At 67.4% G+C, this 279-nt stretch carries 1 protein-coding gene; it reads left to right on the forward strand.

What is annotated here, in order from left to right; translation table 11 throughout:
* Nucleotides 1-279: type 2 periplasmic-binding domain-containing protein (locus HOP53_RS21485; RefSeq protein WP_234271884.1), on the forward strand; the 279-nt coding region annotated here is incomplete at both ends.

The raw sequence follows: 279 nt of genomic DNA on the forward strand, positions 1-279 counted from the left end.
GTGCCGCCTGGGGCATGACGCTCAAGGCCCTGCGCGATGCAGGACTCGATGGGCAGATCGCCATCGTCGACCAGAGCCCGCCGGTGGGGGTGGCCAACATCGCCGGCAACCGTATCGATGCCCATGCCGACTTCGGCCCCTGGTCGGAGGTGATGGAGTTCCGCGGTACCGGGCGCAAGATCTTCGACGGCAGCGAAGCCGGTGTGCCGACCTTCCACGGCATCGTGGTGCGCAAGGCATTTGCCGATCGCTACCCGGAGGTGGTTGAGGCCGTGCTGC

This window comes from Billgrantia ethanolica (genome assembly GCF_021404305.1).
Lineage (GTDB): Bacteria > Pseudomonadota > Gammaproteobacteria > Pseudomonadales > Halomonadaceae > Halomonas > Halomonas ethanolica.